The organism is Sphingorhabdus sp. (assembly GCF_044239665.1).
Taxonomy (GTDB): Bacteria; Pseudomonadota; Alphaproteobacteria; order Sphingomonadales; family Sphingomonadaceae; genus Sphingorhabdus_B.
Window position 1 is genome coordinate 14,044 of sequence record NZ_JBIIBA010000023.1, and the last position, 24,961, is coordinate 39,004.

The 24,961-nt window shown below is 54.4% G+C and carries 21 protein-coding genes and 1 pseudogene; 8 read left to right on the plus strand and 14 right to left on the minus strand.

Features of this window, described 5'->3' with window-relative positions:
• Positions 1-76: 76 nt before the first annotated feature.
• Together ACILP3_RS07925 and ACILP3_RS07930 are read right to left on the minus strand one after the other, a co-directional pair.
• A complete protein-coding gene (locus tag ACILP3_RS07925; RefSeq protein ID WP_395616117.1) occupies positions 77-859 on the minus strand; it encodes a lysophospholipid acyltransferase family protein in 783 nt (260 codons plus the stop codon).
• Between the two features lie 116 nt (positions 860-975).
• Positions 976-1,740 (minus strand): SDR family NAD(P)-dependent oxidoreductase, encoded by a 765-nt coding sequence (locus tag ACILP3_RS07930; protein WP_395616118.1) that lies wholly within the window; start codon positions 1,738-1,740, stop codon positions 976-978.
• 162 nt (positions 1,741-1,902) lie between these two features.
• On the opposite strand from ACILP3_RS07930, the gene ACILP3_RS07935 reads away from it, so the two are divergent.
• The 4 genes from ACILP3_RS07935 to ACILP3_RS07950 are packed head-to-tail and all read left to right on the plus strand — an operon-like array spanning position 1,903 to position 9,086.
• Complete coding sequence (locus tag ACILP3_RS07935; RefSeq protein WP_395616119.1) at positions 1,903-4,320, plus strand: FAD-dependent oxidoreductase; 2,418 nt, start codon at positions 1,903-1,905, stop codon at positions 4,318-4,320.
• A 4-nt stretch (positions 4,321-4,324) separates the two neighbouring features.
• A complete protein-coding gene (locus ACILP3_RS07940; RefSeq protein WP_395616120.1) occupies positions 4,325-6,769 on the plus strand; it encodes an FAD-dependent oxidoreductase in 2,445 nt (814 codons plus the stop codon).
• Positions 6,769-8,019 carry an aromatic ring-hydroxylating dioxygenase subunit alpha gene (locus ACILP3_RS07945; protein ID WP_395616121.1) on the plus strand — a complete coding sequence of 417 codons (1,251 nt, stop codon included), beginning with the start codon at positions 6,769-6,771 and terminating at the stop codon, positions 8,017-8,019. Before ACILP3_RS07940 ends, ACILP3_RS07945 begins: the two co-directional genes overlap by 1 nt.
• Before the next feature lie 2 nt (positions 8,020-8,021).
• Positions 8,022-9,086: an alcohol dehydrogenase family protein gene (locus ACILP3_RS07950; protein ID WP_395616122.1), complete on the plus strand. Its 1,065-nt coding sequence runs from the start codon at positions 8,022-8,024 to the stop codon at positions 9,084-9,086.
• Here ACILP3_RS07950 and ACILP3_RS07955 read toward each other — a convergent pair.
• Together ACILP3_RS07955 and ACILP3_RS07960 are read right to left on the minus strand one after the other, a co-directional pair.
• A complete protein-coding gene (locus ACILP3_RS07955; RefSeq protein WP_395616123.1) occupies positions 9,083-10,399 on the minus strand; it encodes an aspartate aminotransferase family protein in 1,317 nt (438 codons plus the stop codon). The genes ACILP3_RS07950 and ACILP3_RS07955 overlap by 4 nt on opposite strands.
• A gap of 132 nt (positions 10,400-10,531) precedes the next feature.
• Positions 10,532-11,002, minus strand: a complete 471-nt coding sequence (locus tag ACILP3_RS07960; RefSeq protein WP_395616124.1) for an Lrp/AsnC family transcriptional regulator — start codon at positions 11,000-11,002, stop codon at positions 10,532-10,534.
• A gap of 127 nt (positions 11,003-11,129) precedes the next feature.
• On the opposite strand from ACILP3_RS07960, the gene ACILP3_RS07965 reads away from it, so the two are divergent.
• On the plus strand, positions 11,130-13,472 hold the full coding sequence (locus ACILP3_RS07965) for a transketolase (protein WP_395616125.1): 2,343 nt from the start codon (positions 11,130-11,132) through the stop codon (positions 13,470-13,472).
• Positions 13,473-13,505: 33 nt separating this feature from the next.
• Here the strand turns inward: ACILP3_RS07965 and ACILP3_RS07970 are convergent, their stop codons facing one another.
• A complete protein-coding gene (locus ACILP3_RS07970) occupies positions 13,506-16,370 on the minus strand; it encodes a M16 family metallopeptidase (RefSeq protein WP_395616126.1) in 2,865 nt (954 codons plus the stop codon).
• A gap of 61 nt (positions 16,371-16,431) precedes the next feature.
• Positions 16,432-17,211, minus strand: a complete 780-nt coding sequence (gene purC, locus ACILP3_RS07975) for a phosphoribosylaminoimidazolesuccinocarboxamide synthase (RefSeq protein ID WP_125230782.1) — start codon at positions 17,209-17,211, stop codon at positions 16,432-16,434.
• A gap of 153 nt (positions 17,212-17,364) precedes the next feature.
• Here purC and aat point away from each other — a divergent pair, with 153 nt between their 5' ends.
• Complete coding sequence (aat, locus tag ACILP3_RS07980) at positions 17,365-18,126, plus strand: leucyl/phenylalanyl-tRNA--protein transferase (protein WP_395616127.1); 762 nt, start codon at positions 17,365-17,367, stop codon at positions 18,124-18,126.
• 35 nt (positions 18,127-18,161) lie between these two features.
• Here the strand turns inward: aat and ACILP3_RS07985 are convergent.
• The 8 genes and pseudogenes from ACILP3_RS07985 to ACILP3_RS08020 form a co-directional block, all read right to left on the minus strand.
• Positions 18,162-18,572 (minus strand): annotated as a pseudogene (locus ACILP3_RS07985) (DUF2155 domain-containing protein); the annotation flags it as partial.
• Entirely contained in the window at positions 18,569-18,955 is a 387-nt protein-coding gene (locus tag ACILP3_RS07990; protein WP_395616128.1) for an NADH:ubiquinone oxidoreductase subunit NDUFA12, read from the minus strand. The gene ACILP3_RS07990 and the pseudogene ACILP3_RS07985, both read right to left, overlap by 4 nt.
• Before the next feature lie 50 nt (positions 18,956-19,005).
• Positions 19,006-19,518: a DUF192 domain-containing protein gene (locus ACILP3_RS07995; protein ID WP_395616129.1), complete on the minus strand. Its 513-nt coding sequence runs from the start codon at positions 19,516-19,518 to the stop codon at positions 19,006-19,008.
• Between the two features lie 60 nt (positions 19,519-19,578).
• Positions 19,579-20,145 (minus strand): class I SAM-dependent methyltransferase, encoded by a 567-nt coding sequence (locus ACILP3_RS08000; RefSeq protein ID WP_395616130.1) that lies wholly within the window; start codon positions 20,143-20,145, stop codon positions 19,579-19,581.
• 213 nt (positions 20,146-20,358) lie between these two features.
• A complete protein-coding gene (locus tag ACILP3_RS08005) occupies positions 20,359-21,558 on the minus strand; it encodes an FAD-binding domain-containing protein (RefSeq protein ID WP_395616131.1) in 1,200 nt (399 codons plus the stop codon).
• A 2-nt stretch (positions 21,559-21,560) separates the two neighbouring features.
• Entirely contained in the window at positions 21,561-21,905 is a 345-nt protein-coding gene (locus ACILP3_RS08010) for a thiol-disulfide oxidoreductase DCC family protein (protein WP_395616132.1), read from the minus strand.
• Between the two features lie 116 nt (positions 21,906-22,021).
• Positions 22,022-22,549, minus strand: coding sequence for a CarD family transcriptional regulator (locus ACILP3_RS08015; protein WP_125230776.1), 528 nt, complete (start codon positions 22,547-22,549; stop codon positions 22,022-22,024).
• A 213-nt stretch (positions 22,550-22,762) separates the two neighbouring features.
• Positions 22,763-23,278, minus strand: coding sequence for a winged helix-turn-helix transcriptional regulator (locus ACILP3_RS08020; RefSeq protein WP_395616136.1), 516 nt, complete (start codon positions 23,276-23,278; stop codon positions 22,763-22,765).
• A gap of 190 nt (positions 23,279-23,468) precedes the next feature.
• Between ACILP3_RS08020 and ACILP3_RS08025 the strand changes: the two genes are divergently transcribed.
• Complete coding sequence (locus ACILP3_RS08025) at positions 23,469-23,828, plus strand: CC_3452 family protein (RefSeq protein WP_395616133.1); 360 nt, start codon at positions 23,469-23,471, stop codon at positions 23,826-23,828.
• A 216-nt stretch (positions 23,829-24,044) separates the two neighbouring features.
• Positions 24,045-24,961, plus strand: a 917-nt coding sequence (locus tag ACILP3_RS08030) for an HD domain-containing protein (protein ID WP_395616134.1), incomplete at its 3' end; no start/stop codon positions are given.

Sequence of the window (24,961 nt, forward strand, 5' to 3'; positions counted from 1 at the left end):
GCGGCCACAATTGAAAAATTTGGCCGATTGGGTGAATTATTTTGCTGTTCTTAAGTGAATGCAGGAGTTCAGGTGCCTAGCGCACGTCGTAACCAAGCTTTGCAGATAATGCCTCGGCCAGCCGTGACCGTGCAAGGGCGCACACAAGTTTCCGGTCAGCAAGCGCGCCGGGGTCAAATGGTTCGAGGAAATGTACACCGACGTCATAGCTGCCAGGCCGCGTAAACGCGCGCCACGCACTTTCCCAGCCCGTTTCTTCGCCCAACCAAGCTATTTCCGGACCGTCATCGCCGAAATCAAGCAACACTGGTTGAATCATCATGGGTTTGGGCGGCGGCGCCAATGTCGCAAACAAGGATTGCTTGAACGGCAAAAGGCCAAGTCCGTCGGACGTCGTACCTTCTGGAAACAGCGTCACGGACCAATTTTCTGCGATCGCTTCGCGCAATTCGGCCACTTGTTGGGCAACATTTTGTTTTTCGGAGCGGCTGATAAAAACGGTTCGGTTCAGCTTTGCCAGCCAGCCAATTACGGGCCAATCCCTAACGCCGTCCTGCGCCACGAAAGAAGATCCGGTGATCCCCGCCAAAATCGGGATATCGTGCCACGAGATATGGTTGGCGACAAAGAATACATCTCTGCGCAACGGCTTTCCGTAAACCGTGACACGCGCGCCCAGTGCACGGGCCGAAATGCGCAGGAACAACATAGCCCATGGTGAAGGCAGTTTCAGCAGATGCCAGATAAGGTGAAGTGGCAACAATATCGCCAAGGGTAAAGCGATCCAAAGCAGCCGGGTGGTGCATAGGATATAGCCCTGAAAATCTATCTTCCGGATCGAAATGGAAATGGTCGCCATTGAGTTTCGCTTTACAGTTAAGATTCTTCCCAGACGACAATAGCTTAGATGTCAACTGTGACGGTGCTATGACGGTTTAAACATGGCTGTGTTTTTGCAAGGCCATGCAAAATCCTTCAGCGTTTTTTCAAACGAAGATCATCCCAGCTGGCATCTGCCACCCATCCACCGTCCACGGGGAGGCTAACGCCATTTATGAAGCTGTCTTCATGTGCCAGAAATGCAATCGCGCGGGCAACATCTTCGGGTTTTGCAAAGCGGGCCATGGGCACGCGGTTGATAATGTCTGAATCCGAATAAGCGCCGGAACCTTGGTCCGCTTCGTCCATTTCAGTTTTGATCCAGCCGGGACATACAGCGTTGACGCGTACCCCGCGACCACCCCATTCGGCGGCAAGTGTGCGTGTTAATCCGATCAACCCATGTTTTGATGCATTATAAGCCGATCTATCAATAACACCGTGCAGTCCGGCGATTGAGGCGACGTTGACAATATTGCCTTGCTGCCGCGCTAGCATTTGCTTGCCGATTTCGCGGCACAATAAAAATGGTCCGGTTAGATTGATGTTTATAACGCGCTGCCATTGGTCAAGGCTGGTGTCTTCGGCAGGGCAAATCATGCTGATGCCCGCATTATTAACAAGGACGTCGACTGCCGCATGTTCGCGCGCAGCTTTTTCGGCGAGTTGGGTAACGAAAGCTTCCGAAGAAATGTCACCCGACAGGGCGGATACGCTACCCCCAAGCCCTGCGAGCGTCGCGATTTGCGTATCAAGCGGCTGCATATCTGTCAGGATGACATGATATCCCATCGCGGCAAACGTCTTTGCGGTTGCATATCCGACCCCTTGTGCAGCACCCGTCACCAATACAACCCGCATATTTCACCTTCATGTTAGAATATCGCCTTGCCGCCCTTATAGAGAGCGGCGGTTATGATCCAAAAATTTTTTTAACCGATCCCGTCATATTCCCCATTTGTGCCTGACCTTGAACCCGCCATAAGGTTGCGCGAATTTAATGCCTAAAGGAGCACGGCTGTCATGCAAACATCGGCGCGGGTTGTCATCATTGGCGGGGGCATAATGGGTGCTTCGCTGCTTTACCATCTTGCCGAGCTTGGATGGACCGATTGCTTGTTGATTGAAAAGGATGAGCTGACGTCCGGTTCGACTTGGCACGCCGCCGGGCAATGCCCGAACATCACCGGCAGTTACAACCTCGCCAAAATGCATGCCTATAGTAATCAGCTATATCCGAAGCTTGAAGGGCTGACGGGACAATATGTAAGTTGGCACAAATCCGGCGGCATTCGCCTTGCGACGAACGAGCGCGAGTTGGCATGGATGCGCTACATACAAGGTTTTTCCAAAATCATTGGCTTTGATATGGAAATCATCCCGCCAGAGGAAATCCTGCGCCATAATCCGTTTATGACGCTCGACGGGGTCATTGCCGGCGCCCGTACCACCGAAGACGGGCATGCGGATCCTTCAGGCATCTGCAATGCGCTTGCCATTGGTGCGAAAAACATGGGCGCAAAGATTGTGCGCAAAAACCGTGTGACAGGACTGACCCAATTGCCAACGGGTGAATGGGACGTCGAAACTGAAAAAGGTGTTATTAGAGCAGAAATCGTCGTCAATGCCGCAGGTTGCTACGCGCGGCAAATCGCGCAAATGGCGGGTATCGATATTCCGGTGACGAATATGGAGCATCATTATGTCGTCACTGACCCGATCCCAGCCTTTAAGGATCGCGAGGAGGAAATCCCCGTCATGCGTTGCCCGCATGTTTCCGGCTATTTCCGGCAGGAACAGAAAAGCGGCCTGATCGGCGTTTATGAAACTACGGGCTTGGCCGAGGCGTGGGCACCGCGCGGCGGACACCCTGAATGGGATTCGACCAGCGAGCTGTTCCCCGAGGATCTGGAGCGGATTGCACCATGGCTTGAACGCGCGATTGAGCGGATGCCGATATTTGGCGAGGTTGGCCTGCGGCGCTTTGTCAATGGCGCTATCCCGCACACCCCAGATGGCGGACCATTATTGGGCCCAGCTGTAGGTCTCAAGAATTTTTGGCATTGTTGCGGCACCAGCTTTGGGATCGCGCAAGGCGGCGGTGCGGGCAAATATATGGCGCAATGGATGGTGTTTGGTGATGCCGACATCAACATGACTGAGTTCGACCCGCGCCGTTATGGTCCTTATGCCGATGAAAATTATAGCCGCGACAAGGTATTCCTAGATTATCGGATGACGTTTACGACTCGGCTTCCCGGCGAAGAAGAGCCCGACGGTCGTCCACAAAAGACCAGTGCATTATATGGCAAGTTGCTGTCCGCTGGCGCAGTCTATGGCGAAACCTATGGCTGGGAACGGCCCAAGTATTTCGCGCTTGATGGGGCCGAGGAACAAGGCGGCTATCAACGCACCAATAGTTTCGATGCAGTCGCCGCCGAAGTGAAGGCTGTTGCCGAAGGCGTCGGCGTGCTCGATCTGTCCGGCTTTGCCAAATATGACGTAAGCGGGCCGGATGCGGAGGCTTTCCTCAATCGTATTTGTGCCAACCGCATGCCAAAGAAATTGGGTGGCATTGGCTTGGTACACCCCTTGTCGGTGCAAGGTCGTATTTACGGCGAAATGACGGTCACGCGCTTTGCCGATGATCATTTTTACTGCCTGTCCGCGGCGGCTGCCGAGCAACGCGATTGGGATTTGCTGATCCAAAGCAAATTGCCGCATGAGGATGTCACCATCCGCAATTTGACGATGGACTTGGGCGTTCTAGTGATGAATGGCCCGCGTTCGCGCGATGTGCTGGCAAAGCTTACTAATGCGGACTTAACCAATGCAGGTTTCCGCTGGTTAAGTGGTCAGGAAATCACAATCGCAGGCATAAAAATGCGCGCATTGCGGGTGTCTTATGCAGGTGAGCTTGGGTGGGAGCTGCATCCGGCGATGGAAGATCTTGCGGCGCTTTATGATGCCGTTTGGGACGCTGGACAGGAATATGGCATCGTCAATTACGGCCTTTACGCCGCAAACACGATGCGAGTCGAAAAAGGCTATAAGGCGTGGGGCTCGGAGCTCACCAACGAATTGACAATGATTGAGGCCGACATGCCGCGCTTCATCAATTTCAACAAGGATGACTTTGTCGGCAAGCAGGCAACGCTGGAGGCGCCGGACCGTTTCCGCATTGTCTATGGTGAGGTGGATGCGTCCAATGTCGATGTGCGCGGCGCGGAACCATGTTTGGTTGGCGATCAATGCATCGGTCTGACGACGTCGGGTGGTTATGGCCACCGCGTGGGGAAGAGCCTGTTCTTTGCCTGCGTACCGCTTGAAAATGCTGCGCCAGGATCATGTTTTGACATCATGCTGCAGGGCGAACGGCGGGTTGGAACGGTGCTGGAGCATCCCGCATATGATGCCGATAACGCAAAAATGAAGGTGTAAGATAGTGGCTGAACTTCCCAAAAAGGCGCGGGTGGTCATCGTTGGTGGTGGCGTTATTGGCTGCTCCATTGCTTATCACCTGACCAAGATTGGCTGGGACGATGTTGTTTTGCTGGAACGCAAGCAACTGACCAGCGGAACAACGTGGCACGCGGCTGGCTTGGTGGGGCAATTGCGTCCCTCCATCAATATGACCAAGCTCGCCAAATATACCGGCGAACTCTATCGCGGGCTTGAGGCGGAAACCGGCCAAGCCACAGGCTATCGCCAGTGCGGGTCCATTTCGATGGCAACCAATGCAGAACGTTTTGAGGAACTGAAGCGTAGCGCCTCTATGGCGAAGGTGTTTGACCTACCCGTCCATGTGGTGACGCCCGAAGAAATCAAAGAGCTCGCGAACATCGTTAATGTCGATGATGTTGTCGGCGGCATCCACATCCCAAGTGATGGCTATGCCAATGCGGTCGATATTACCCAGGCGCTTGCGAAGGGCGCACGCACGGGCGGAGCTAAAATATTTGAAAATACCAAAGTCACCAAAATCCGCCACAATGGCGACAGGGTCACTGGCGTTGATACGGCAGACGGTTCGATTGACGCCGATTATGTGGTGATTTGCGGCGGCATGTGGACGCGCGATCTGGCGGCGAGCATTGGCGTTGCCGCACCCTTGCATGCGTGCGAGCATTATTATGTTCTGTTCGAAGGCGTGGAAGGCATCGACAATACGCTGCCCGTGCTGCGCGACTATGATTATTGCGGCTATTATAAATATGATGCGGGCAAGCTGCTGGTGGGGGCCTTTGAACCCAATGCGCGGCCTTGGGGCATGGACGGCATTTCAGAAGATTTCTGCTTTGACGAAATCGCCGGCAGCTTTGAGCATTTCGAACCGCTGTTGCTCGATGCGATGCGGCGCGTGCCTGCGCTTGAAAAAGCGGGCATCCAGAAATTTTTCTGCGGGCCGGAAAGCTTCACGCCAGATGTGCGCTATCATCTGGGCGAAAGTGCCGAACTCAAGGGCTGTTTTGTGGCGGCTGGCCTCAACTCCATCGGCCTGCAATCCGCAGGCGGCGTTGGCAAGGTGATGGCTGACTGGATCCGCGACGGGATTCCGCCCGCTGATCTGTGGACGGTCGATATTCGCCGTAACATGCCGTTCCAGATCAACCGCAAATATCTGCGCGAGCGCGTGACCGAGAGCCTTGGGCTGCTGTACGCGACGCATTATCCGTTCAAACAATATGAAACCGCGCGCGGCGTGCGTAAGTCTGCCATTCATGATCGGCTTGTTGCGGCCGGTGCCTGCCATGGCGAGGCTTTTGGCTGGGAACGCCCCAATTGGTATGGTGCGCCGGGCAGCACGCCCAAATATGCATATAGCTATGGCCGCCAAAACTGGTTCGAGGCCAATGCCGAAGAGTGCAAAGCGGTGCGCGAGGCTGTGGGCTTGTTTGACCAAAGCTCCTTTGCCAAATTCCGGTTGGAAGGCCGCGATGCTTGCGCTGTCCTAAACCGCGTGTGCGCCAATGATGTGGATGTCGCGCCGGGCAAGCTTGTCTACACGCAGTGGTTAAATGAAAAAGGCGGGATTGAGGCCGACCTTACCGTTACCCGCCTTTCGGAAAATGCTTATTTGATCGTCACTGGGGCAGAGACTGAGATCAAGGATTTTAACTGGCTGTCGCGGCATATTCCGGATGATGCGCATGCCATTTTGACCAACATCTCCTCCGCCATGGGCGTGATCTCGATCATGGGGCCCAAGGCGCGTGATTTGCTTCAATCGATTTGCCCGAATGATTTGTCGCATGAGGCATTTCCCTTTGCGACGAGCCAGGAAATTGAACTGGGCTATGCCATCGTGCGTGCGTCGCGCATCACTTATGTCGGCGAATTGGGTTGGGAACTCTATATCCCGACCGAATTCATGACCGGCGTCTATGATGAGATTGTCGCAGCAGGGGCCAATTTTGGACTGAAGCATTGCGGCTATCATGCGCTCAATGCCCTGCGTATGGAAAAGGCCTATCGCCATTGGGGCCATGACATCACCGATGAAGATACGCCCTTGGAGGCTGGCCTTGGCTTTGCCGTGAAGATGGACAAGGTTGGCGGATTTATCGGGCAAGCGGCGCTGGTGAAGCAGAAGGAAGAGGGGCTGAAGCAACGCCTCGTTCAATTCCTGCTGAAATCGCCAGAACCGATGCTCTATCATAATGAGCCAATCTGGCAGGGGAACCGGATTGCGGGATATATCCGCTCTGGCATGTATGCCCATACGCTCGGCGCATCCTGTGGCCTTGGCTATGTGACTGCGGCAGATGGCGGCGTTGTCGGCCCGATTGGCGCGGATGATTATGAAATCGAAATTGCGGGCGTGCGTTACCCTGTAACCGCCTCGCTCAAGCCCCTTTATGACCCCTCAAATGCACGGATCAAAATCTGATGACTGAGACTTCACATGCCATCATGCAACAGCTCGCCGCACAAACGCGGATGGGGTACAGCTTTGATCAGGAATTTTACACCAGCGACGCGGTGTTCAAGGCGGATTTCGACCAAGTCATCAGCCAGAAATGGCTCCTAGCTGGTCATGTGTCGCGTATTCCCAACAAGGGCGATTATTTCCTGTTTCGGGTTGGCAATGAACAGATCATTGTCATTCGTGAAAATGCCGACACTGTTCGCGCCTTCTTCAATGTTTGCCGCCATCGTGGGTCGACAATCTGCCAGTCGGAAAGCGGCAATGCACCGCGTCTGGTGTGCCCCTATCACGCGTGGACCTTTGGCCTTGATGGACGGCTGATTTCTGCGCGGCTGATGCCCGAAGATTTCGACAAGGCGGAAAACAGCCTGTTTGCGTGCCATATCCGCGTGTTTCACGGCCTGATCTTCATCAATATGAGCGAAGATGAACCAGTCGATTTTGACGCCACCTTTGGCGATATGGGGGCCATTCTCGATTATCACGGCTTTGCAGATGCGCGCATTGCGCATGCGGGCAGTTATCCCACGACGGCGAACTGGAAACTGGTCGTAGAAAATTTCTTTGAATGCTATCATTGCGTGCCGTCGCATCCTGAATTCTGCTCGATGCATGCATCGGAATCGATTGTAGCCGTTGGCGCTGGGCCAAGTTCCGGGCCAGCTGATGCCATCGCAAGCTTTGCGCCTAAGTTACAGGCTTGGGAAGAAAGCGCCGCCGCCGCAGGTCGGCCGATTGGCACTATTGATGAGGCGCCCGATAGCAGCCATTTGCGCCTGCTGATGCAACGTATGAACAAAGACGGCTGGGCTTCGGAAACGCAAGATGGCACGGCGCCTGCCCCGCTAATGGGTAAGCGCAAGAAAGCCGATGGCGGACGGATGCACTTAAGCTTCAGCCCGTTCAGCCAGATTGTTGCCGATGATCATTTCGCCATCCTGTTCCAATTTACCCCGCGCGGCGCATTGGCGACGGATGTTGAGATGATCTGGCTGGTAGACGGACGTGCGACCGAGGCGGAAGTCGACATTGAAAAGATGATCTGGGGCTATCATGCCACAACGACGCAGGACAAAATCATAACCGAAAACAATCAGGAAGGTATCATGTCCAGCCGCTATCGGCCCGGTCGCTATTCTGATCAGGAGGGCAGCGTGCTTAACTTCCAGAAATGGTACCTCAACCAATTCGGGCTGGAACGCGCGGAGTGACAATGGCCGCCAATATGCGCGCGGTTTTGCTGACCGGCCATGGCGGCTATGACAAGCTGGATTTTCGGGATGACGTTCCGGTGCCGACAATGGGGCCGAAGGATGTGTTGATCCGCGTTGCGGCTGCGGGCGTCAATAATACCGATATCAACACCCGCATCGGCTGGTACTCAAAGGCGGTGGCAGAGGCGACGGACGTGGGCGCCGCGTCCGGGATCGCCGGTGCGCAGGATGACGGCTGGTCAGGGGCAGCGTTTCAGTTTCCACGCATTCAAGGTGCGGATGCCTGTGGCCGGATTGTGGCCGTAGGCGATGAGGTTGACCCAGTGCGCATTGGTGAACGCGTATTGGTTGAACCGGTTTTTCGCGGCGCGGGTCGATTCGACATTCTCTATTTCGGTTCTGAAGTCGATGGTGGCTTTGCCGATTATACGTGCGTCCCGTCCATCCATGCGCACCGCGTTGTTTCGGGGCTGTCCGATATTGAGCTGGCAAGTTTCCCGTGCGCTTATGGAACCGCAGAAAATATCCTGACGCGGATTAATGTGCAGGCGGGCGAACGCGTGCTGATCACTGGGGCATCGGGCGGTGTTGGCTCCGCTGCGGTACAACTCGCCAAAAGGCGTGGTGCCGAGGTGACCGCTTTGGCTGCTGACGCCAAGACGGAGATTGTTCGGTCGCTGGGCGCGTCTCGGGTGGTTCCGCGCGATGCCAATCTTGAAGCTTTATTTGGGCAGGAACATTTTGATGCCGCTGTCGATATTGTGGGAGGATCGCAGTTCGGCAGCATCCTAAACGTCCTGAAACGCGGCGGCCGCTATGGCGTCTCAGGTGCCATATCGGGCCCCATTGTCGACCTTGATCTGCGGACTTTGTACCTTAAAGATTTGCGGCTGATTGGTTGCACGGTTTTAGAACCCGAAGTGTTTGGAAACCTTGTCTCTTATATTGAACGCGGCGAAATCCGGCCAGTGGTAGCCGCAACATATGACCTATCTGACATCGTCAAAGCGCAGGAAGCGTTTTTGACGAAGCAGCATGTCGGAAAAATAGTTCTGTCGCTTTAGTCGACGGTTTCGATCAATTCGGCAATGCGTCCGACGATTTCGTCAATATGGCTTTTTTGCAAAATGAGCGGCGGCGACAGCGCAATGATATCCCCCGTTGCGCGCACGAGCACGCCATTGTCGAAGCATTTGTGGAACAATTGCATGCCGCGCTTGCCAACACCAGCCGCATGCGGCGCAAGTTCTACAGCCGCAACGATGCCCATATTGCGGATGTCGATGACATGTTTTTTACCCTTCAGGCTGTGCACCGCATCCTGCCAATAGCCGTGGAGCGAACCCGCATGTTCGAAAATGCCTTCCGACTTGTACAGGTCCAATGTTGCCAAGGCTGCTGCTGCGGCCAAGGGGTGACCTGAATACGTGTAGCCGTGGAACAATTCGATACCGTCGGGACTGCCTTCGACAACGCCGTCGTGGATATGGCGGCTAACGGCGACAGCGCCCATCGGCACGGCGGCATTTGTCAGGCCCTTTGCCATCGTAATAATGTCGGGCGTTACGCCTAACGTTTCTGAAGCGGTCGTGCCGCCGACACGGCCAAAAGCGGTGATGACTTCGTCAAATATCAGCACGATGCCATGCTTACGCGTAATCTCGCGCAATTTTTCGAGATAACCAATCGGCGGCACCAAAACGCCCGTTGAACCCGCCATGGGTTCGACAATGACCGCCGCAATGGTTTCCGCGCCATGCAGCGCGACAATCGCCTCCAGATTGTCCGCCAAATGCGCGCCCCATTCAGGTCGGCCCATGGTAAAGGCGTTATGTTCAAGATTATGGGTGTGCGGCAGATGGTCAACACCCGTCAGCAAAGTGCCGAATTGACGGCGGTTGTTGACGATGCCGCCAACCGAAATACCACCAAAGCCGACGCCATTATAGCCGCGTTCGCGCCCGATCAGGCGGGTACGTGTGCCTTGGCCAATCGCGCGTTGGTAGGCGAGCGCAATTTTGAGAGCCGTATCGACCGATTCAGAGCCCGAATTGGTGAAGAATATCCGATCGAGGCCTTCGGGCATAAGCATTGCAAGGCGCGAGGCCAGTTCAAATGCGAGCGGATGTCCCAATTGGAATGGTGGGGCGTAATCAAGTTCTGCGGCGCATTTCTGGATCGCTTCGACAATAGATGGGCGACAGTGACCGGCATTGACCGCCCAAAGCCCGGCTGTGCCATCAAGTATCTGCCGTCCATCATCGCTGGTATAATGCATGTCCTTTGCAGATTTTAGCTGCCGCGGCGTCGTCTTGAACGCGCGGTTTGCCGTAAACGGCATCCAAAATGCAGCGAGGGGGTCATTTTCCAGTTTCATCACGTCACTCCACCAACGGGTCTTTATCCCTTATGCGACCGTATTACCGTCATTCTCGATTGAAAAGATTGTTGTGTCCGGAAAATTTTATATTGGCCTCATTTGCCGGCGGCTATGCGGTCATAAATATGGTCACAAAGTGGGAACTGACGTCTTGTAAATCACAGGCCGAAGCGCAAAGCTGGTGGTCACATTGGCAACGCCCTTCACCCGCGTGAGCCGGTGGCGCAAAAAATCTTCAAATTGCGTCAGGGACGCGACCAATATCCGCAATTGATAGTCCGCCTCACCTGTCATCAGATAACATTCCATAACCTCTGGAAAGCTCGCCACGGCGGTTTCAAAATCCTCCAAATGCCGGTCATCTTGTTGGTCGAGGCGCACCCGAACAAATGCCGTTACCGACAATCCAACTTTATCCGGATCAACCAGCGCAACATAACGTGTAATTGTCCCATCGGCCTCTAACTGGCGGACGCGACGCAGGCAGGGGCTGGGCGATAGGCCAACGCGTTCGGACAGTTCTTGATTAGACATTCGACCATCGAATTGAAGGCCGTCGATAATCTTACGGTCAATTGCATCTAGCGCATTTTTTGGCATATTATAAACTCAATTATTATTATTTAAGCATAATCTATCAAATTAATGACATATACCGTTATGATACGCAAGGACATGCTCGGGCGCGCTGGCTAAAGTCTGGCTTTGATTTAAGCGGAAAATAGCCATGGCCAATATTGTCACCGACACGCGTGAAGAGAAAATAGCTGCAATCGCAACGCTCGATTCGCGACTGCGTTGGTTGGCCTCGTGGACCGTACACAATGCCAACCATATCCGGCCAAAGCGGGATGGGTTGAAGGTTGGCGGGCATCAGGCAAGCTGCGCTTCCATGACGGCGATTATGGCGGCACTTTATTTTCATGCGTTGCGCCCGAATGACAAGGTTTCCGTCAAGCCACATGCGGGGCCAGTGCTGCAAGCCATCCATTATCTTCTGGGCAATCAATCGTTGGAGCAATTGCAACAATTCCGCGCCCTTGGCGGCGCGCAAAGCTACCCATCGCGGACAAAGGATAAAATTCCAGTGGATTTCTCCACTGGTTCCGTAGGGTTGGGCGTTGCGATTACCGCCTTTTCCAGTCTGGTTCAGGACTATTTGATCGCGCACGGATCGATAGACGAGGGCAATGCAGGCCGGATGATTTCGTTGATGGGCGATGCTGAGCTGGATGAAGGCAATATCTACGAATGCCTCATTGAAGGCTATAAGCACGACATCAGAAACTGCTGGTGGGTGGTCGACTATAATCGGCAATCGCTCGACAGCACGACAGCAGATCGGATGTTTCGGCGCTTTGACGATATTTTCGAGACCACGGGATGGCGGGTCATCACCTTAAAGCATGGCAAGTTGCAACGTGCAGTTTTTACGCGGCCCGGAGGCAAATCGCTGGAGGACTGGATCGAAAATTGTCCCAATGCGGAATTTGCTGTTCTCACCTATCAGGGCGGTGCGGCGTGGCGCGCGCGCTTGATGGCAGATATTGGCGGCAAACCGCATGTGAAAAAGCTGCTCGATAGTTTCGATGATGACGCTCTGGCCGCGCTGATGACCAATTTGGGTGGGCATTGCATCGAATCCTTGATGGATGCCTTTGACAGTGCCGATGATGAACGGCCCACCTTGTTCATTGCTTATACGGTCAAGGGCTATGGCCTGCCACTGGCGGGACATAAGGACAATCATTCGGGGATGATGAACCCCGGTCAGATTGATCAGCTTCGTATGTCCATGGGCATCGAAGCAGGTGAAGAATGGGAACCATTTGCCGGGCTCGGCGGCAATATGGCGGCTCGGCTGAAAAATTTCATCGGTGACAGCGTGCTTGCCGCCAAACCATTAGAGCCCGTATCGCCGCAGATACATGTGCCCGCCCGCTTCCCAGTTCCGTCAGGCGATGTACAATCCACGCAGGCGGCATTCGGCAATGTGCTTCTCGACCTTGCCAAATCTTCGGAAGAACTGGCAGACCGGATCGTAACCACTGCGCCTGATGTGACGCAGACGACCAATCTTGGCGGATTTGTTAACCAGCGCGGTCTGTTTCGCCGGTCCGACGTGGCCGATATATTTCGTGAGGCTAAAATTCCATCTGCCCAGAAATGGGCGGCACATGCGGCGGGCCAGCATATTGAACTGGGGATTGCGGAAAATAATTTCTTCTTGCTGCTTACGTCGCTTGGTTTGGCTGCACCGCATTTCGGTACGCGCCTTATTCCGGTTGGTACGGTGTATGATCCGTTCATCGCCCGTGGCCTCGATGCGCTGAACTATGGTTGCTATTCAGATTCGCGTTTTCTGCTGGTCGGAACCCCATCGGGTTTGACTTTAGGACCAGAAGGCGGCGCGCATCAGTCTATAAACACGCCGTTGATTGGCATGGGGCAGCCGGGTCTGGCCTATTTTGAACCTGCTTATGCCGATGAAGTCGCTTTATTCATGCGGTGGGCGTTTGAATATCTGCAAAAGCCAGAGGGAAGCTCTGTTTATCTGCGGCTGAGTACGCGTCAGGTTGCGCAAGTTGAGCGGGCCGACACGGATTGGGAGGCAGATGCCTTGAAGGGCGGATATTGGTTGCGGCGTCCGGCAGCAGGGGCGGAGGCGGCCATTATATTTACAGGGGCCATCGCGCCTGAGGTGTTGTCAGCATATGAACAAATGCTGGATGATATTCCTGGTTTAGGCGTTTTGAACGTGACCTCGCCTGATGTGCTGCATCGTGAATGGTCGGCAAGCAAGGCTGCGCGCTGGATAGATCGCAACGCGCAACCCAGTCATGCAGAGGATTTGTTATCCATATTGGCGCCCAATGCCGGCATTGTGACGGTGATTGACGGTTCGCCCGGCGCTTTGTCCTGGTTGGGCGGCGTGCACGGTATGCGTGTTAGTCCGCTGGGCATGGATCGTTTCGGTCAGACAGGCGATTTGCCCGATCTATACAGCGAATATCGGCTCGACTCCGCTGCCATTATTGATGCCATGGCCGAACTCTTTTTAAAAATATGAGCCACCATCATCCGCACGAAATGGCTTAAAACTTTATTCGGCGGATTTTGCGCCACCGCTGATCATTTCATCTGGTAGTGCGCGGAACGTGAATTCTGCGGGCTTGTCCAAATATTGCTTGGCCAGTTGCCATAGGTCCTGCGCCGTTATCGATGCAAAATTGGACTCACTTTTTCGGAAGCGGTTGAGCCTGTCTGGGTTTGTCTGCGTCTCTGCCGCGACGCCCAACCAAGTGTTGTTTTGCTTTTTCCAATCGGCATAGCTTTCAAGAACGGGCTTGCGGGCGCGTTCGAACAGGTCTGGATCAACAGGCGACTTTACCAACGCCGATATGACTTGGTCGACAGTCGTTTCTATGGTCGCAATATCTTTGGGGTCGCCCGCGGTAGATATAGAAAATGTGCCCCGCTGCAGATATAGGTTGGACATATCGGAATTTGCAGAGACGCCATAAGTTGCGCCCAATTTCTCGCGCAATTCATCCGTCAAGCGCAGCGTTACAACGCGTGCAAGAAGATCCATCGATTGAGTGGTTTTTTGGTCAAGATCACCCGTGGTCGTCCATATACGGCGCCACGCCAACTGGTTTGCCTCGCCATTATGGGGAATATCAAAACTCCCCCGCTTTGCACTCCAGCCGGGTTGAAGCTGCGCGCTATAATCCTTCCCGTCATCCGTGCGCGCCGGGAGGGCTCCAAAACTGCGGGCAACGGCAGCGATGGCTGCATCCTCATCCAAGTCGCCGACCAATGCGATTTCCAAACGATTTTGCCGTAAAGCGTCACCCAACGCTGTTTTAAGCATCGCAAAATCAGCCGCCTGAATGGTTTCAAGCGGCGCGAGCGCAAAGCGTGGATCATCATCGGTCATGATTTTCGACATCGCGACCGCAAGTGCGGACGCTGGAGTAGCCTTCAACCGCGCATATATTTCGGGTAGTGGGCGACGGAACAGGCGAAGCGCATTTTCCGAATAGCCCGGATGGGTGGTGTAGGCTGCCATGATTTGCAACTGGCGCTCCAAATCGGCGGGCGCGACGGCACCGGCTGCGCCAAAAAATCTATCGGCAACACCAAATGCGGGGGATACGGTTGTTCCGGCCAAGATGGATCGCAAATCTTCGATATCATGGGCTTCTAGGCCGCCAGAAACATAAGTTGACGACATTAGGGACGCCAAGACAGCATTTTGTGCACCAAAATGCAGCTGGCCACCATCAATGCGCAGTGAATATCGGATCCGATTGTCTTCAAAATCGGTTTTTTTGAGGTTCAGCATTACGCCATTGGCAAAGCGGATTGTGCGAATACCCAAGTCTGCGATGGTGTTGTCGGCGACAACAGCTCCGGCGGGACCGAAGTCTGTATAAGCAAAACGCGATGTCGGCCGTGCCGTTGGCGCAGCGATTGGCGTGCCACGACTGGCGGCGTAAGCAGCTACTATTTCATCGTCGGGAATAGCCGCGCTCTGCTTTGTTGTCAGGAAAATCTGCGGTCGGTTCATTTGGCGAAACCAAAATGCAAATTCGGCATTGATTGCCGCCTTTGTCATAAACGGGCGTATCTGTCGCCACAACAACTGGCGATATGTGTCGGAATTGTAAACGTCCTCGTCCAGCGCAACCAAGGCGTTTGCAATTGCAGCGCTTGCTTCTGTGCCTTCATCCTTGGCGGCGTTTTCATATTGCGCGTCCAGACGCTTTATCTGTTCGGCAATCTCGGATTCTTCAAACCCATATTGTACGGCTTGGCGAACAGTTTGCTCGGTAAAGGCGAGCAACGAACGCCAACTGCCGTCCTTGCCCGTGACGCCATAGCCGATGGTTGCATATTGGTCGCAAAGGCCGAAATTGAAATTTACGCCCCCACCTAAAAACGGCATGTCTTCTTCGCGGGATCGACGCGCCATGCGGCGTGATATGATCGCGTTTGCGATGCTCATTTTGAGCTCAACCATCGCGCGTTCTATGGTGTCAGGCCGCTTTTTGTCCTGCAAAACCTGCTGAACATTGATGCTCTCGTTAATCTCTGAATGTACGAAGCTTTGCGCGGTTAACGTGCGTTCAGTCTCCAGGCTGCATTGGTCAATTGCACCCAATGGCGGCGCGTCCACGCGCCAGTCGGCAAATTTTGCTACCAATTCGCGTTCAATGGCAACCGGGTCTACCGGGCCGACGACGATGATTTTGATGCGGTCCGGGCGATAAAATTTGCGATACAGCGCGCGCATACGCTCGGCCGACGCGGTTTGTATGACCTCGGCTGTGCCGATGGGGTAGCGCGTTGCATAGAAGGTGTTTGGGTAAAACAGATTATTTGCCGCGCGAGCGCTTTGAAACCTAAAATTCTCGCGCGCGCTTTTTTCCGCCAAGATAACGCCGCGCTCGCGGTCAACTGCCGCTGGATTAAACGATATTTCCCGTGCAGTCTCCCGCATCAAAAACAGCGCGCGTTCAATAAGACGCGGGGCGGCCCTAGGCAGATCAAGCTTATACTGCGTTTGCGTGTAGCCCGTTGATGCATTGGTATCCGCGCCAAAGGACAGACCAAGCCGTTCAAGCATTTTGACCATTTCGCCCTCAGGCACATTAGCGCTGCCGTTAAACGCCATATGTTCGATGAAATGGGCAAGACCCTGCTCATCCTGCGCTTCGCCTGCAGAGCCGAAGTCGATGGTCATACGGACCAGTACCTGATTCTGCGGTCGGTGATTGGGACGAATGGCGTAGCGCAAGCCATTGGGCAGTCGCCCGTAAATGATGCTGGCATCCGGTTCGAGATCAGATGTCTCGGCATTCCAAGGTTGCGTCCGCTCCGCGCCCGAAGGCGCTGACAAGGCATTGGTAGAACCGCCAAAGACTATCGCGAGTCCAAGAATGAAGCGAAGCGCATTTTTCATACGTTTAGTTTCTTCCGCCGAAGTTTAAACAGCGCGATATCGTCTTGTATAAATTATTGATTTACTTGCCTTTGCGTAATCGGTGGCTGACCATATCGAGAACTGCCCCTTCGCTTTCGTCCGGCATCAGGCCGAGGCGGCGGGCGACTTCTTGATAGGCTTCTGCTTCGCCACCAAGGTCCCGACGGAACCGATCCTTGTCCAGCTTCTCGCCGGTTTCAATATCCCACAATCGGCAACCATCGGGGCTGATTTCGTCGGCCAAGATGATTCGCGAAAAATCGCCGTCGAACAAGCGCCCAAACTCAAGTTTGAAGTCCACCAGCCGGATGCCGATGGCAGCAAACATGCCGCACATAAAGTCATTGATGCGGATCGCCATGGACGAAATATCCTGCATCTCCTCCTGCGTTGCCCAACCAAAGCAGGCGATATGCTCCTCTGCGACCAATGGATCGCCAAGGCTGTCGTCCTTGTAGCAATATTCGAGCAAGGTATGCGGAAGCGGTGTGCCCTCTTCGATACCAAGTCGTTTGGACAAGGTGCCCGCGGCCACATTTCGCACGATGACCTCGATAGGAACGATTTCAACCTGACGGATCAACTGTTCGCGCATATTGAGGCGACGAATGAAGTGTGTCGGGATGCCGATATGGCTTAACCGTGTAAAGACATGCTCTGACACACGGTTGTTGATGACGCCTTTGCCGGAAATTGTGCCCTTTTTCTGGGCATTGAAGGCAGTGGCATCATCCTTGAAATATTGAATCAAGGTGCCAGGTTCAGGGCCTTCATAAAGAATTTTGGCCTTGCCTTCGTATATTTTGCGGCGGCGGGTCATATGCGGTCCCTGACTTTGCTTGAAATGATGCGCCCCGGTGGAGTTAGCCATTGTGAGCCTAACTCTGCCGGGGCGGTTACATGCGCTATAATCCATTGCATGCGTCGGCGCAATTCGAGATAGGTACATAAGAAGGACACGAAAGGACTTCATGTGCCCATCGATCTGGATTTACTGCTTCAGGCCTACGCCAATGGCATATTCCCGATGTCCGACGCCCGTGATGACCCCGACACCTTTTGGATTGAACCGGAGTTTCGGGCGGTCATGCCGCTCGATGGCTTTCGTTTGTCAAAGTCGCTTGCCAAAACTATCCGGCAGGACCGGTTTGTGGTGACCGCCAATATCGCTTTTGCGCAGGTCATTGCCACATGTGCCGAATCGCAAGCCGACCGGCGGGACACTTGGATTAATCCGGATATAGAAGAGGCTTTCTGCCGCTTACACCAACAGGGGCGGGCACATAGCATCGAATGCTGGTCGGAAGGTCGCCTTGTGGGCGGGCTTTACGGGCTGGCCTTGGGGCGCGCGTTTTTCGGGGAAAGCATGTTCTCGCGCGAAACCGATGCGTCGAAGGTTGCTTTGGCGTGGCTGGTTGCACGGCTTCGACTGGGCGGGTTTGAATTGCTCGACTGCCAGTTCATGACCGACCATTTGGCTAGTCTAGGCGCAGTCGAAATGACTCAAGTAGCTTATCTCAAGTTACTCAAAGCCGCATTGACAAAAACCGCTCAAGCTTCGTCAGGGCTGGCGACGTCAGTCGCTGCGGGAGCAGGCTCGGGCGGCGATTGGGGCGCGCTTGATGGCATGTTATCCTCCGCATCGGCTGCAGGAGCCTCCTCAGAGGATTTCTTCTCAACGGGGGCTTCTTCGCCGGGGAAACGCATTTTGCAAGCCTTGACCCAAACATCGTAAATCGGGTGCTCTACAACATTGGCTGCGGGATTTTCCTTAAACAGCCAGCCGGAGAAGACGTTGCGCCATCTTTCCGCCTCGGTCGTGCCGGGGGGACGCTCATTGACGAGCAATTGCACAAATGCACCCTCGTCCGGTTGGTTTTCCCACGGCGCTGTTTTCTCGCAAGCCCTGAGTCGGATAACCACTTTGTCGAAGCGAATAGCTTGGCCGGGTTTGAGTTCAACGTCGCGGGTTTGGCCGTTTCGCTTGTTCAACAGACCTAGCACGGCAATGCGTTCTGCCATTGGCGTGCCAATATTTGCACCGGACATGGCAACAATTTTGTCGTTTGTGGAGATCGCCTTGCCCGATTTTGCGGGCGCAAGCGTTTCATCCTCTGCAGAACCGCATGCGGCAAGCGTTGCTAATAAAGGCAACCATATCAAGCCGCGCGAGCGGATCATGATGCGTCGGGACTCCACGCCTCATAATCACCCGTTGCCCGGGCACGGTGGCCGCCACGTTCAATCGAACCCGCCGGACGATAGGCCGCTTCGGTTCCAGTCAGATTGGGTATGGCTGCGGTTTCATAGCCGCGATGTGGTGGCAAATAGCTCTCCGGATCGCCATCATGTGTGCCATGCAGCCAGCCATGCCAATCGGGTGCCACCCGACTTGCATCATTGGGCCCATTATAGATGACCCAGCGGCGTTTGCCGTCGGATGATTGATAATATCGATTGCCCAAGGCGTCTGCGCCCACAGCCTTGCCCTTGCGCCAGCTATAGATTGACGTGCCAATCGTTGCGCCGTCCCACCAAGTGAAGATTTTACTCAGAATACCCATGGCTCACGCGATTAGGACCAAGCATGATTCCGCGCAATCCTTATTTGGCCTTATTTGGTTGTCCATTGCACCTTGTCACCGGAAACGATTCCCAGTTCAGCCGCAAGGCCGCCGCGCAATTCGAGTACAGCGGAAACCGGCTCGCCCGACACAACGGGTGTGGTGGAATAAGGGACTGTGTTGTCGGCGATACTCTCAATGGTGCCGTCTGCGCGCACGAAAATAATGTCTAAGGGGATGACGGTGTTCTTCATCCAGAAACTTGCGACACGCGGTTGTGGAAAGGGAAAAATCATGCCCATATTGTCGGCGAGTTCCGTGCGGAACATGAGCCCCCTGGCTTGCTCTGCTGACGTTCTTGCTGCCTCAACGGTGAAGCTATGCGTTTTGGCGGCGCTGGTCACGCATAAGGTAACCTGTTGCAGCCCCGCCGCCGACTGGCCTGCCGCCGCGCCCGGCGTGCAACCTGCGGCCGGGCTTTCGCCATTGGCTGGCATGTTACAGGCGGTAAGCGACAAGGCGATGGCAAAGGCGCTGCAGCGGCTGAACTGGCTAAAAGTCATTGACGATATTCCTCTTTTTGATCGCTGCGCAATGGATGGCAGCGTCTATATTTTGTTTGGTTAAGCAGCGTCCGCTCCGGCCAACCGGGCCTCACCCCATTCAACCCAACCAAGCCATTTTGGCGTCCGTTTCATATAATGTCCTTGCGGCGGCTGACATATAAATCCAGCGTCCGATATGGCCTGCGTTACGGGCCGGGTCAAATGGCAACCTCCGGCAATTCGTTTCCAGATCGGCTCGATACGGTTTTGCCACGCGGCGGCCGACGGATCTGGCGCGCCGCCATGTTCGACAAACAGCAAGCGTCCGTTTGGTCGGAGCACCCGCTTCGCCTCCGACAATGCCAAGTGCGGATCTTGTACTGAACAGAGGGTGAAAGTCGTCACAACAGTGTCGAAGCTGGCATTGGCAAAGGGAAGCGCCTCCGCAACCCCCGGGATAAAATTGGCCGTCAGCCCCTTGCTTTCCAACGCATGTGCTGCACTGGCAAGCAACTGCGGGGAAGGATCAACACCGGACAGCGAATGCACCTTGTTCCAGTTGTAAAAATCGAGGTTAGGCGCACCGCAACCAAGCTCAAGAACATCGCCAGAGGCGAGCGGCACCACTTTTGCCCTATCCTGCATGACTGCGGGTTGGGTGCAGGCGCAGCCGATTAATCGCGGAACGACATTCCGATCCCACCAATTGCTCATGTGAATTTAAAGCCATTGTTCAGGCGCATATGATGCTGCGTGAACTGTGCCAGAAAACATATGGTCTGACCCATGAAGTGCCCCCTTGTGTATATTGCTCCAACAATATGCTCGGCTGGGTTTCGCGCAACCCATTTTTGCGGCTTATCTTGAAAGACCCATTTCCTTCAATATTTTTGGAATGCGTTCCTTGAACGGGAAGAAGCCTTTGGTCGCGAGCGGCCAGAAACTCTCGTCCCAGGCGCGCCGCACTTGAACAATGGGGAGCCCCTCCGATGCTAATGAAGGCGCGATGCGGGCCAAGGCATCCGCGACGGGGCCAACGGGTGCATAAGCGGTGACAACCTGTTTTGCGCCTGCCTCGCGGGCTTGGGCTATCAAGCTTGCGGCATCCAAATGGTTGCACAATTTTGTAGGGCACTTGAAGCCGCTAGCAACGCGTTCGGCGGCGTCGCGTGTCGCCCCTTCAACAAAATATCGGGCATTGTCACCCGATAAGGTTTCGGGGTCAAACAAAATGCCCGCGCCGTTGATTTTGACAGATGCGCCAAAGACGGATTCGGGGTGCAAATCTTCTGGCGTTACCAACAGAAAAGTCGGTTTTTGCGCGTCTAAATAAGCAGCTTGTGGCAGGGGTTGGGCCGCGCATACCGGCGTCTCGGTTGGCATTGTCGCGATGGTCGCGAGGCCCTTTGGCACAAACCGGCCATGGGTAAAGCGGGCAATATTCTCGCTGGTCGCAAGATAGGCCTTGCCTGCTGTTTGTAAGCCCGCAACCCACCGCCAGGACAATGTATTGCTCGCGGCGTCGGCATCGACCAAATGCCGCAAGAAGAAGTCAGCGCCCAAGGCCCAAGGTAGGCGTAAGGTAAATATCCAAATGGACGCAAACCACATTCTTGCGTGGTTGTGGAGATAGCCGGTCTCCAATAATTCGCGCGCCCAGTCGTCAAACCCTTCAATGCCGGTCTCACCGGCCTCCGCACTTTGGATTGCGCGGGCATTGGGGAAGCTATCGCGTTGCCGATCGCGCTCTTCCAGATATTGTGCCCATACCGATGGCCGCATCTCAAGCCAGCCTTTCCAATAAGTGCGCCACAGCACTTCCTGCACATATTTTTCGGCAGCAGGCAGGCTGTGTTGGCCAAGCGTGGCGCCAACGACTTCTTGTTCGGTTAGCATGCGATAGCGCAGATATGGGGAGAGCTTAGACACCGCGCCTGCTTGCTCTGGACCGGGGTCAGTATTGCGGCCAGACGCATAAGCGTGGCCAGCCCGCGGCGCAAATTGTGTGAGACGCAACAGCGCAGCATTCCGCGTCGCAGGGAAGGGTTCGCGGAGCATATTTAGTCCAGTAATTTTTGCAGGCGCGGCCTGATGATGAGGAAGCGGTTATAGAGCCGTTCGAGAAGCCCAAGAACAAGCCGGTTGCGGGCGATGAAGCCAAGCGGTTTTAGCAAGGGTATGGCCCGCCACATCGCGGCAAAAGCGGCAGCACCAGACAGGATAACTCCGTCTTCGCTGGCGTGGAAGCGCGCCAGCATCAATTGACGGTCAAGCGGACACACTGCATCTGCAGGTGCTATATCCAGAAAGTCGATAGAGCGCCGCGTGTCGAGCCGACGCATCAACGCAATCTCGCGAATGCACAAGGGGCATGCCCCATCATACCAGACTATTATCTTGGCCATATTGCCTCATATCATGCGGGCCAACTTATTGTCAGGCTGGGCGTTACGCGGTAGCGTGGCGGCATAAAAAAGGGCGCCGTTTCGAGCGCCCTTTAGATTTTCCCTGTAAGGAGAGTTTATTCCGCTTTTTCGTAATATTGCGGAGCCGCCTCATTCAAGATGACGAGAATTTTCTGGAGCGCGGCCTTTTCATCCGTCTTTTCCATCGCGGCAAGCTCACGCGCCAGACGGCTGGATGCGGCTTCGAAAATCTGCCGCTCGGAATAGCTTTGCTCTGGCTGGTCATCGGGACGAAACAGATCGCGCGTCACTTCGGCGATTGATACAAGGTCACCCGAGTTGATCTTCGCTTCATATTCTTGCGCGCGGCGTGACCACATGGTGCGCTTCACCTTGGGCTTGCCGGTTAAAGTATGCATTGCTTCTTTAAGCGTCTTGTCGCTTGAAAGCTTGCGCATGCCAACGCCTTCGGCCTTGTTGAAAGGCACGCGAAGCGTCATTTTTTCTTTTTCAAAACGCAGGACATAAAGCTGAAGCTGCATCCCTGCGATTTCGGAATCCTGAAGTTCAATCACACGGCCGACCCCATGCTTGGGATATACCACATAATCGCCTACATCAAACATCGCCGCGGTGGACGTCATATTACGACCTTTCTGATTATTCGGGAGAAATAGCTTGTTCAGGCAACGGTAGAGTTGCCCATCAGACTTTTTTCGTTCGTCCCTTACGTCATGAACCTGTCGCGACCTGGATTGGACACGCAGTCATCGACCAAAGTTGGTCTGTCGTCACGAAGTGTAACAGATTCGCAACAAAAATTCAATGGCCGCGTTACATCATGTCATTGGCGCAAGTTAAATCGCGCTTAACTTCCTAACACGGTCATCGATGTCATGCGTATCGGCGCTGATTGGCGTAATATCTGCTGCATTCATCCAACATAGGTCCATATAGCCAAGAACCCGTTCGTCATGGCTGCGGATTGTGACGGGCAGGATGGGTTGGCGGTCACGGTCATCGACCAACACCGGATTGGACAAAGCGCCTGTCCCCCATTTTTCGCCCCACTGGCGCAACGCGATCATGGTCGGCAGCAGGTCGAGCCCTTTTTCTGTCAGGCGATATTCGACCTTACGGCGGTCGTCGGGGCAGGGGGTGCGGTGCAATATTCCGCTTTCTGTCAAGCGGGTCAGGCGGTTGGCCAAAATGTTGCGCGCAATGCTGATTTCGGACAGAAACTCCTCGAAATGCCGAACGCCATTAAAGGCCGCGCGCAATATCATGAATGACCAGCGTTCACCCATCGCCTCCAGCGCCATCGGAAGGCCGCATTTGGCGAGTTGTTGCAAAGATTCCCGCAATTCACCCATCATAAATCCCCTTGATCGCAGATTGCGACCCTTGTTCAAAATAATCAACTCAAATTACAAATTTAAGTTGCAAATAAAAACCTATACTAATAGGTAGCGATTCGCAACTGATTTACCAGAAGCGCAAAATGCTTGCGAGAGCCCGAAGTTCCAGTCTGCATTTTGATTTTTAGCAAAGCTCAAGGAATACATGATGACCCTCTCCCAAATCTCCGCCCGCATGGGCGCGCTTGCTGCTGCCTCTGCTTTGAGCGCAACCCTTTTGTTCGCAGCGCCGCAGGCACATGCCGCCACCAACGGCAGCTATTACAAAGCTGAACTGGCCCAGCCGACCACCGCTAAGCCAAAGCTTTTGCGCAGCGTATTTGTAAAGTGCGAAGGCACGAGCTGCCGCGCGCCGCTGGCGTCGACTGCGCCAAAGAATATGTGCATCAGCATAGCGCGTGAATTCGGCGAAGTTTCGGCCTTCACCGCCGGTGAGCGCGTGTTCACAGCTGAAGAAGTTGCGGCATGCAATAGCGACAATGCAAAGGCTGTCGCCAAGAACTAAAGCCACGCCGAATTCATTCGGCTCCGCTCTCCTTCCCCCTTGCTGCTTTTCACGGGCAGCTTCAGGAGCCGAAATCAAACTGCGCCGGAGGGAATGAACCTTCGGCGCATTTTTTTGGTCACGCGGTTAAGCTTAAAAATGTCTAAGTCGTAAATTGACCTTAGCCCAAAAGCATTTTCCTGTTGCATCGCCACGTAAAAGACCCAAGTTGGAAGGATGATGCGGCAATATGAACTGGTTGAGCGGGTGCGGGCGTATACACCTGACGTCGATGAAGATCGGCTGAACCGGGCCTATGTTTTCACGGTGCAAATGCATGGCACGCAGAAGCGGGCATCGGGTGACCCCTATTTCAGCCATCCAGTAGAGGTTGCAGGGCTGATGACGGACCTCAAAATGGATGAGGACACCATCATTACCGCGTTGCTGCATGACACGGTGGAAGACACGCTCACCTCTATCGAAGATATTGAAAAGCGCTTTGGTCCCGAGGTCGCGCGCTTGGTCGATGGCGTGACCAAGCTGTCAAAGATTGAAGCGCAGACCGAGGATGAGCGGGCGGCGGAAAATCTGCGCAAATTTCTGCTCGCAATCTCTGATGATATCCGCGTGCTTTTGGTCAAATTGGCCGACCGGCTGCACAATATGCGGACGCTGCATTTCATCAAGAGCCCCGACAAGCGACGCCGTATCGCCAAGGAAACGATGGATATTTATGCCCCGCTGGCCGAGCGGATTGGCATGTATGAATACATGCGCGAGATGCAGTTGCTCGCCTTTGAACAATTGGAGCCTGCCGCCTATCAGACGATTACGGGTCGTTTGAAACAAATCCGCGAGAAGGCGGATGTCGAGATTGACCAGATCAACCAGACCATCGCTTGGGAAATGGAGCAGGCCGGCCTTAAAATCAAAATTTCTGGCCGTGAAAAGCACCCATATTCGATCTGGAAAAAAATGCAGGAACGCCATGTCGCGTTTGAACAACTGACCGACATCAACGCCTTTCGTGTCATTACCGAAACGACTGAAGACTGTTACCGCGCCTTGGGCGTGCTGCATCGGCGTTGGCAGATGGTGCCCGGACGTTTCAAAGATTTTATCTCCACGCCAAAACGCAACGGTTATAAATC